This is a genomic window from Moorena sp. SIO3H5 (assembly GCF_010692395.1).
Classification (GTDB): Bacteria; Cyanobacteriota; Cyanobacteriia; order Cyanobacteriales; family Coleofasciculaceae; genus Moorena.
The window spans coordinates 1-7,755 of sequence record NZ_JAAHHS010000364.1 but is presented as its reverse complement, the minus strand read 5'-3'; the positions used below and the strand labels follow the sequence as shown (position 1 = coordinate 7,755).

Annotated in this window: 9 protein-coding genes; 8 read left to right on the top strand and 1 reads right to left on the bottom strand. The window is 43.8% G+C overall.

What is annotated here, in order from left to right:
* The first annotated feature begins 134 nt into the window (after nt 1-134).
* The 8 genes from F6K52_RS28330 to F6K52_RS28295 all read left to right on the top strand — a co-directional run bounded on the left by F6K52_RS28330 (nt 135) and on the right by F6K52_RS28295 (nt 6,911).
* The gene (locus F6K52_RS28330) at nt 135-440 is read left to right on the top strand and encodes a CpeR family transcriptional regulator (RefSeq protein WP_202972186.1); all 306 of its coding nucleotides are present in this window, start codon (nt 135-137) and stop codon (nt 438-440) included.
* A gap of 617 nt (nt 441-1,057) precedes the next feature.
* Nucleotides 1,058-1,591 carry a bleomycin hydrolase gene (locus F6K52_RS28325; protein ID WP_293086450.1) on the top strand — a complete coding sequence of 178 codons (534 nt, stop codon included), beginning with the start codon at nt 1,058-1,060 and terminating at the stop codon, nt 1,589-1,591.
* A 104-nt stretch (nt 1,592-1,695) separates the two neighbouring features.
* Nucleotides 1,696-2,190: a class 1 C-phycoerythrin subunit alpha gene (gene cpeA, locus F6K52_RS28320; protein ID WP_293086447.1), complete on the top strand. Its 495-nt coding sequence runs from the start codon at nt 1,696-1,698 to the stop codon at nt 2,188-2,190.
* A 204-nt stretch (nt 2,191-2,394) separates the two neighbouring features.
* Nucleotides 2,395-3,675: a HEAT repeat domain-containing protein gene (locus tag F6K52_RS28315; RefSeq protein ID WP_293086444.1), complete on the top strand. Its 1,281-nt coding sequence runs from the start codon at nt 2,395-2,397 to the stop codon at nt 3,673-3,675.
* Nucleotides 3,676-3,829: 154 nt separating this feature from the next.
* A complete protein-coding gene (locus tag F6K52_RS28310; protein WP_293086441.1) occupies nt 3,830-4,699 on the top strand; it encodes a Uma2 family endonuclease in 870 nt (289 codons plus the stop codon).
* A gap of 210 nt (nt 4,700-4,909) precedes the next feature.
* The gene (locus F6K52_RS28305; protein WP_293086438.1) at nt 4,910-5,443 is read left to right on the top strand and encodes a phycocyanin subunit beta; all 534 of its coding nucleotides are present in this window, start codon (nt 4,910-4,912) and stop codon (nt 5,441-5,443) included.
* 74 nt (nt 5,444-5,517) lie between these two features.
* Nucleotides 5,518-6,006, top strand: coding sequence for a bleomycin hydrolase (locus tag F6K52_RS28300; protein WP_293086435.1), 489 nt, complete (start codon nt 5,518-5,520; stop codon nt 6,004-6,006).
* 281 nt (nt 6,007-6,287) lie between these two features.
* The gene (locus tag F6K52_RS28295) at nt 6,288-6,911 is read left to right on the top strand and encodes a HEAT repeat domain-containing protein (protein WP_293086432.1); all 624 of its coding nucleotides are present in this window, start codon (nt 6,288-6,290) and stop codon (nt 6,909-6,911) included.
* A gap of 122 nt (nt 6,912-7,033) precedes the next feature.
* Here the strand turns inward: F6K52_RS28295 and F6K52_RS28290 are convergent, their stop codons facing one another.
* Nucleotides 7,034-7,687, bottom strand: coding sequence for a hypothetical protein (locus F6K52_RS28290; RefSeq protein WP_293086428.1), 654 nt, complete (start codon nt 7,685-7,687; stop codon nt 7,034-7,036).
* Nucleotides 7,688-7,755: the final 68 nt, after the last annotated feature.

Sequence of the window (7,755 nt, the reverse complement as noted above, 5' to 3'; positions counted from 1 at the left end):
AAAACCTACAACCTATAGGATTGCGTGTAGTAATTGTGAGGATTTTTGTTCCTACTCTCTACGCCCTTTGTTATCAAACCACTATCATAAAATATTAATTATCATTAGAGTTGAGGATGATTTGTGTACAGCTAATGCTACCGCCAATAGCTCAAAAAAAGATGCAGTGCTGGATTAGGAGCAGACATTTGATTTGCTCCGGTCACTTTTTTATCTTTGAGACGGTAGAATATACAACGGTTGAACGATTCTCGGAATGCGTCGAGAGTCTCGGAGGAAGTGTAATATCGGTTAAACCCATTAAAAAAATTTGGATTGGCTCCCATCGCCAAGTTATTTTGTATCAGGCTAAAGCCAGTTTACATACACCTCATCATGATCTAAAACAATACTGGATAAAATACGGGAGCTTCCGCACCAGATTTGATGAACGTTCGTAACATACTCCCACTAAGATCAAGTCAGGTTGAATACCTATAATTTAGAGGGAGGGTGGGAAGTGTGGGGAGATGGGGAGATGGGAGAGATTTTGATTAAAGGTAATTATCCCGACATTATATAAACCAGTTTATAACTAAGCTGTCAGCTGTTGGCCTTGGCCAATGGCTGACAGCTTAATGCTTACCAATTGGTTGAAGTACAAAGTTGTGGGTGACGCGGGAGTGACGTCTAGGTCTACTGACAGTTCTGATATCAAATCCAGATAATTGCGCAAACTCACGATATTTAGACCCAACCTCTGTCCCCCTGCTCCCCTGCTCCCCTGCTCCCTTGCTCCTCTTATTATGTCATAACCATGCAATTTATTAAAGCAAAGCCAAATATCATAACTAGGTACATGCAATTATTAAGTTTTGTATATAGCTGCTGAGTCGGTTAACCGACTCCAGTGTCATGCACTAGTGACCTTGTAACGAATATTACAAATTATTACTTTGTTGTTAATAAATGAGACTGCGGTTCCGATTATCCTCTAATGTTCATATTGAGCTGGTCAAAGATAAATAACCAGCAAGATAGCAAACTAGTTAAGTACCTTTAATTTAAGGAGATATCAATGCTTGACGCTTTTTCCAGAGCTGTAGTTACAGCAGATAGCAAAACCGCATGTCTCGGTGCTGGAGACCTGGCTGCTCTAAAAGGCTTTATTGCTGATGGTAATAAGCGCCTTGATATTGTAAACATTCTCGCCAGCGAATCCAGCTGCATCGTTTCCGACGCTGTTTCCGGAATGATCTGCGAAAACACTGGTTTGATTCAAGCTGGTGGTAACTGCTACCCCAACCGCCGCATGGCTGCTTGCTTGCGTGATGGTGAAATCATCCTCCGCTACGTGACCTATGCCATCTTGGCTGGTGATGCTTCTGTACTAAGCGACCGCTGCCTGAATGGTCTGAAGGAAACCTACAGCGCTCTGGGTGTACCCACTACCTCCACAGCTCGTGCTGTTGGAATCATGAAAGCTGCTGCAGTTGCTTTCGTTAACAACACCGCTAGCCAGCGCAAGTTTGAAGTAACTTCTGGGGATTGTTCCTCCTTAGCTTCTGAAACTGCTGGTTACTTCGATGCAGTAGTTGCTGCTATCAGCTAGTCTTTCCCTTTTGCCTAAGATAACCAAGCTCCTGCTAAAGTGAGCTCGGGAAGCCAAAAGCTAAGTCTAATCTTTGTCAAAACCCATTCAGGAGATATATAAAAATGAAATCAGTTATAAGCACAGTTGTTACTGCTGCCGATGCTGCAGGCCGTTTTCCTAGCAGCTCTGACCTTGAGTCCGTTCAAGGTAGCCTACAACGGGCTGCTGCTCGTATGGAAGCTGCTGAAAAGCTAGCAGAAGGCATTGATAAAGTAACCAAAGAAGCTGGTGATGCTTGCTTTAAGAAGTATCCTTACCTAAAAGAAGCTGGTGAAGCTGGTGATTCTCAAGTCAAGATTGACAAGTGCTACCGCGATCTTGGTCACTACCTACGCTTGATCAACTACTGCTTAGTTGTTGGCGGTACTGGTCCTCTAGATGAGTGGGGTATTGCTGGTCAGCGTGAAGTTTACCGTTCTTTGAACCTACCTACTGCTCCTTATGTAGCAGCTCTTGAGTTCACTCGCGATCGCGGTTGTGCTCCTCGTGACATGTCTGCTCAAGCTTTGGTTGAGTACAAAACTTACCTCGACTATGTAATCAACTCCTTGTCCTAAGGATATCACGGTGAAAATCCGTCGCTGATTGACTAACATTTCGATCAGCAGCTGGGGACTCTTAGTACGTTGCTTTGCCTGGATTGGTTGAGTACCGTCGAAGAGTCCCCTAATTGTTTTGGGAAGTTACAGGGGAAACCAACTAAACTTCGTAAATCCTATTGTTAATTGCTAAATCACAACTAAATCACGACTAAATCACTGATGGATAAACGTTTTGCAAATATATTTAATTTGACCGAAGATCAAGCGATCGCACTTTTAAAGACCCCCTTAGACCAGCTGGAAGACCAATCTGATCGCTATGTGGCTGCATCCCATTTAATTAACTTTCCTAGCGAGCGGTCAATCAATGCCCTCATGGAAACGGTGCAAGACCAAAACTCAGAAATGTACCATCGTATCGCTCGACGCAAGGCAGTAGAAAGTTTAGGTCGTCTGAAAGCCTCTGTAGCCCTACCCATCATTCGCTCATGTCTAGGGGATGAGGATTGTTACACGGTAGAAAATGCGGTCTGGGCAATTGGGGAAATTGGCACTCAAGATTCCGAACTTCTCGAAGAAATAGCCCAGCTGCTGGAGAAGCCAGGTCAGACTTATCGGGTAATTATTCAAACTCTGGCCGCACTAGACTATCAAGCAGCCCTGGAGAGGATTAAGACCTTTACTAAATCCGATAATGAACCCATAGCCAGTGCTGCGATCGCAACGGTTTGTCGGTTCACAGGGGATACCACCGAAATGCACAAAGTGATGGCATTCCTGCAACACTCTAGTGTCAATGCCCGACGAGCCTGTATACAAGACCTGATTGATGCTCGATACTACGAAGGAATTCCTAAAATTGCCACCTGTCCCATTTCCATGGTCTTCCGAATAAGAGGAATTCGCCTCTTGGCAGAAGCTGGGTTGCCAGCCGGTGATATCACCTTTGAGGATATTGAACCATCACTCGATCAAGTGATTCGTGATCATCCTGATCACCTAGAGCTGGTTCATGAATATGACCAAATGCCCACTTTAGACTTCTTGATTAACGAGCTATACCACACAGATTTTGGCCGGTGTTATCTAGCCAGTAAAACCCTGCTCAAGTTATCCCAAGAGACTGTTGCTGAAGCCCTACTTGCTACCTATGCTGACAAAGCCCATAACGATTATGGTGCTCACTACCATGTTGTCAAACTGCTAGGCTGGCTCAAATACGCCGATGCCTACGATTTGATAGTGGAAGCCCTACACAATAAAGCACCGCAGTTTCAGAAATCCCGTGCTGCTGCTGCCATTGCCTTGGGGAATTTAGGGGATGAACGGGCAATTCCCTTACTCAAAGACAACCTCAATACCAAGATTTTTGACTTGAAATATGCCAGTTTAATCGCATTAGAGCAGTTAGGGGATACCAGTGGTCAAGAGCTGGCAGCTAATGATTCAGATTGGTTGATTCGGTCGAAAGCAGTTACTAAAGCAGTTACTAGTCATTAGCCATTAGGATGAGTCATTAGTAACCTTGGAAGAGCGTCTTTAGTTTACTAAGCAGTAATACCATGCTCTAGTAATTGGTAATTGGGATCGGCTATCACACGCTTTGCAGCCAGGATAATATAGAGATTATCACCGCCATAGTCTAGGCCAGATCATGACTGAGACAGTACCTCGAGTCAAATTACCTCCCCCTTTCCCTGACCACACCCAGCTACCGGAGTCAGATGGTACATTCGTGAAGAACTTTCAAGAGCATCCCCAAAGCATAATTCTAACGGATTCGATTGGAGAGATATTACAACAGCGACATCCTGATGGACAATATGCTATTGGGCAAGACTGTGGTATCTACTGGCGAGAAACTGATCCACCTGAAAAAGGAGCCGAAGCACCTGATTGGTTCTATGTTCCCAATATCCCTCCTCAGCTAGATGGTAAAATTCGTCGCTCCTATGTGGTGTGGCGGGAACATATCGCACCATTAATTGCTTTAGAATTTGCCAGTGGCAATGGGGATGAAGAACGGGACAAAACCCCATTATCCCTCTCGACTCAAGGAGAAGTAACTAAGCCAGGTAAGTTTTGGGTGTATGAGCAAATTATCCGAATTCCCTACTATGGTATTTATCAAATAAACAACGGCTCTCTTGAAGTCTATACCTTGATCAGTGGGTTTTATCAGAAATTAACCCCTAATGAACGAGGGCATTATTATATTTCACCGTTGGGTGTAGAACTAGGCTTATGGCAAGGAAGTTATCAGAATCAAACTCAACTGTGGCTAAGGTGGTGGGATGAGGAAGGAAATCTGTTGCTGATTGGTGATGAACGAGCTGTACTAGAAAGGGAAAGAGCTGAACAAGAGCGACAACGTGCTGAACAGGAGCGACAACGTGCTGAACAAGCAGAGTCTATAGTTGAGCAGGAGCGCCAACGAACTCAAGCCGCTTTAGCTAGAGCGGCTCGGCTGGCTGAGCAGTTACGAGCAGCAGGTATTGACCCTGATCTTGACGATACTGTTTAGCACTTAAGCAAACAGTTAAAAGTTTATTGATACAAAAGTATACAATTAGACGGATAGAAGGAAATTTTTGTAATGTTTTGTTGCTTTGTTTCTCATAAATGGGACTAGAGTGTCAAATAGCTTTTATCTTCTAAATTGGTTAGTCAATTCATAAACGACAAGACCAATATTAATTTTAATTAAGTCCTTGCTATTGATAAGGAGATTTGAATGCTAGACGCTTTTTCAAAAGCCGTAGTTGCTGCTGATTCCAAAGGTGGATTTGTTGGCGGTGGTGATTTAGAAGCTCTGAAGGGATTTATTGCTGATGGCAACAAGCGCCTTGATGCTGTGAATTTTATTTCCAGCAATGCTAGCTGTATCGTTACTGATGCGGTTGCTGGTATCGTTTGCGAAAGCCCTGGTTTAGTTGCTCCCGGTGGCGGTGTTTACACCAACCGCAAGATGGCTGCTTGTCTACGTGATGGCGAAATCGTTTTGCGTTATGTGTGCTATGCCCTTCTGAGCGGAGATAGTTCTGTACTGACTGACCGCTGCTTGAATGGTCTTAAGGAAACCTACGCTGCTTTGGGCGTCCCCACTGGTAATACTACCCGTGCTGTTAGCATCATGAAGGCTGCTGCTGTGGCTTTTGTTAACAACAGTGCATCTCAACGCACAGAGTCTGTTACTAGCGGTGATTGTGCTTCTTTGGCTGCAGAAGTTGGTAGCTACTTCGATGCAGTCGGCAGTGCTATTAGCTAGTCTCCCTGCTCAGGAGAATTTAAATTACACTGACCTTTTGCCGAAATCAATTTAAGACAGGAGATATCTTAATTATGAAATCAGTGTTAACCACTGTTGTTGCTTCCGCTGACCTAGCAGGTCGGTTTCCTAGCGCTTCTGACCTAGAATCAGTTCAAGGTAGCTTGCAACGTTCTGCGGCTCGTATGGAAGCTGCTGATAAGTTAGCAGGTAACTACGAAGCTGTAGCTAAAGAAGCTGTTGATGCTATCTATAAAAAGTTCCCTAACGGTAGTGGTCGGGACATCGATGCAGGTACTCAGAAAGAAAAGTGCGCGCGTGACATCGTTCACTACCTGCGTTTGATCAACTATTGCTTAGTAGTCGGTGGTACTGGTCCTCTTGATGAGTGGGGTATTGCTGGCGCTCGTGAAGTTTACAAAGCTTTAGGTATCGATGCCGCTACCTATGTTACTGGTTTGACCTTCCTCCGGGATCGTGGCTGCGCTCCTCGTGACATGTCTCCCCAAGCCTTGGTTGAATACCGTGGTTATCTTGACTATGTAATCAACTCCATGTCATAGGATTATTGCTATCCACTGTTTGTAGTGATTAACAGTGATTAGCTGCCTCTAGTACTTTGGACTAAAGGGGGATCTTAGGAAAGTGCTGTGCCTTAAGCAGGTTCAGCGCTTTCCTAAGGACCCCTTAGTTATTGTGCTTGAATATCCTGATGTCTACTAATCTTGGTATATATTTTTCATGCTTATGAGGTACGCAAGTTTTTTTTACCTTTCGCCTGTTCCCTAAAATCAAAAATTTTGTACCTCACCCAGTTAAAAAAGCTATATATTGATATCTACTAATGTCTACAGAAGAGTTATATAAACAATTAAAAAATAAAAATCCTAAACTCCGACAAAGAGCCATGCGGCAAATTGCAGCAGAGCGCACGGAGAATACTATTCCTGAGTTGATGGCAATTTTGGATAATGAGGATGTAGTTTATCGGCGAGCAGCAGTACAAACCCTAGGTGTGATTGGTCTTGATTCTGTACCGATATTGGCAGAAACCTTAACAACTAGTGAAAATAACACTGTACGGGCTAGCTGTGCTAAAGCCCTGGCTGCGATCGCTCTTAACTACTCAGAAGAAACCTTCCCAACTGTCGGGTTGCAGAGTCTACAAAAAGCCCTCAAAGACCCAGATCCTGTTGTCAAAATATCGACAGTAGGCGCACTGGGAACTATTGGACCACCGGCTTTTGAAGCCCTAGTAGCTGCTTTGGACATCGACGATATTGCCCTTCAAGTTACTGTGCTACAGGCTCTAGGTTCCTTGGGGGATCAGAGAGCTATGGAAGTGCTATCTGCTGCCGCTGAAAATCAGGAAGCCGACCCCTATATCCGAGAATCAGCAGCTAGTTCGATATCACGCTTGGAACAAATTATCAACTTTGGTTCAGCCAGGAAAGCATCTCGAGAATAATATCAGAATAATCATAGTATTATTTGTTGTTATTAAAAGCAAAAAATATCCCCAAAACTATCAACAAAGGAAGCCAGGGGACTTGACATCATTATTGAATTATTGATGCCTTTGGGCACTAGCTAAAACAATCTTCGGCTACGCCTCTTATTCAACTCTGCTTTGCCAAGGGTTGCCCAACGCTTCAACTCAACAATTTGTTTTTGTAAAGTGGCGATACGATCCTCTTGCTCTTGATTATGCTGTGCCAAAGACTCATAACTCTCGGTAGGTTGATTAGCCGGAGATTGTTGTTCAGACAACTGATGCTCTAACTCGGCAATACGCTTCTGTTGGTCTTGAGTTTGCTGTTGTAGAACCTGATTACTTTCTACATGTTGCGCCGCCTGAGATTGTTGCTCTGCTAGCTGGTTCTGTAACTCTTTGACCAGATTAGATTTTTCTTGAGCCTGCTTTTGTAAAGACTGATAACTTTCGGTCTGTTCAGCAGTTTCAGATTTTTGTTGAGCTAACTTCTGTTGTAAGTCTTCAATCAAAGTAGCTTGCTGTTGAGCCTGCTGTTGTAAAGACTTATAGCTTTCTTTGTCTTCAGCAGTTTCAGATTTTTGGTCAGCTAGCTGCTTCTGTAATTTCTTAACCAGATTAGATTGCTCTTTAGCCTGCTGTTGTAAAGACTGATAACTTTCGGTCTGTTCAGCAGTTTCAGATTTTTGGTCAGCTAGCTGCTTCTGTAATTTCTTAACCAGATTAGATTGCTCTTTAGCCTGCTGTTGCAAAGACTGATAACTTTCGGTCTGTTCAGCAGTTTCAGATTTTGGTCAGCTAGCTGCTTCTGTAAGTCTTC

What these genes read in the sequence shown, in the direction of transcription:
- cpeA (WP_293086447.1), top strand. Translation starts at nt 1,696, where the DNA reads ATGAAATCAGTTATAAGCACAGTTGTTACTGCTGCCGATGCTGCAGGC.
- F6K52_RS28295 (WP_293086432.1), top strand. Translation starts at nt 6,288, where the DNA reads ATGTCTACAGAAGAGTTATATAAACAATTAAAAAATAAAAATCCTAAA.
- F6K52_RS28305 (WP_293086438.1), top strand. Translation starts at nt 4,910, where the DNA reads ATGCTAGACGCTTTTTCAAAAGCCGTAGTTGCTGCTGATTCCAAAGGT.
- F6K52_RS28300 (WP_293086435.1), top strand. Translation starts at nt 5,518, where the DNA reads ATGAAATCAGTGTTAACCACTGTTGTTGCTTCCGCTGACCTAGCAGGT.
- F6K52_RS28325 (WP_293086450.1), top strand. Translation starts at nt 1,058, where the DNA reads ATGCTTGACGCTTTTTCCAGAGCTGTAGTTACAGCAGATAGCAAAACC.
- F6K52_RS28330 (WP_202972186.1), top strand. Translation starts at nt 135, where the DNA reads ATGCTACCGCCAATAGCTCAAAAAAAGATGCAGTGCTGGATTAGGAGC.
- F6K52_RS28310 (WP_293086441.1), top strand. Translation starts at nt 3,830, where the DNA reads ATGACTGAGACAGTACCTCGAGTCAAATTACCTCCCCCTTTCCCTGAC.
- F6K52_RS28315 (WP_293086444.1), top strand. Translation starts at nt 2,395, where the DNA reads ATGGATAAACGTTTTGCAAATATATTTAATTTGACCGAAGATCAAGCG.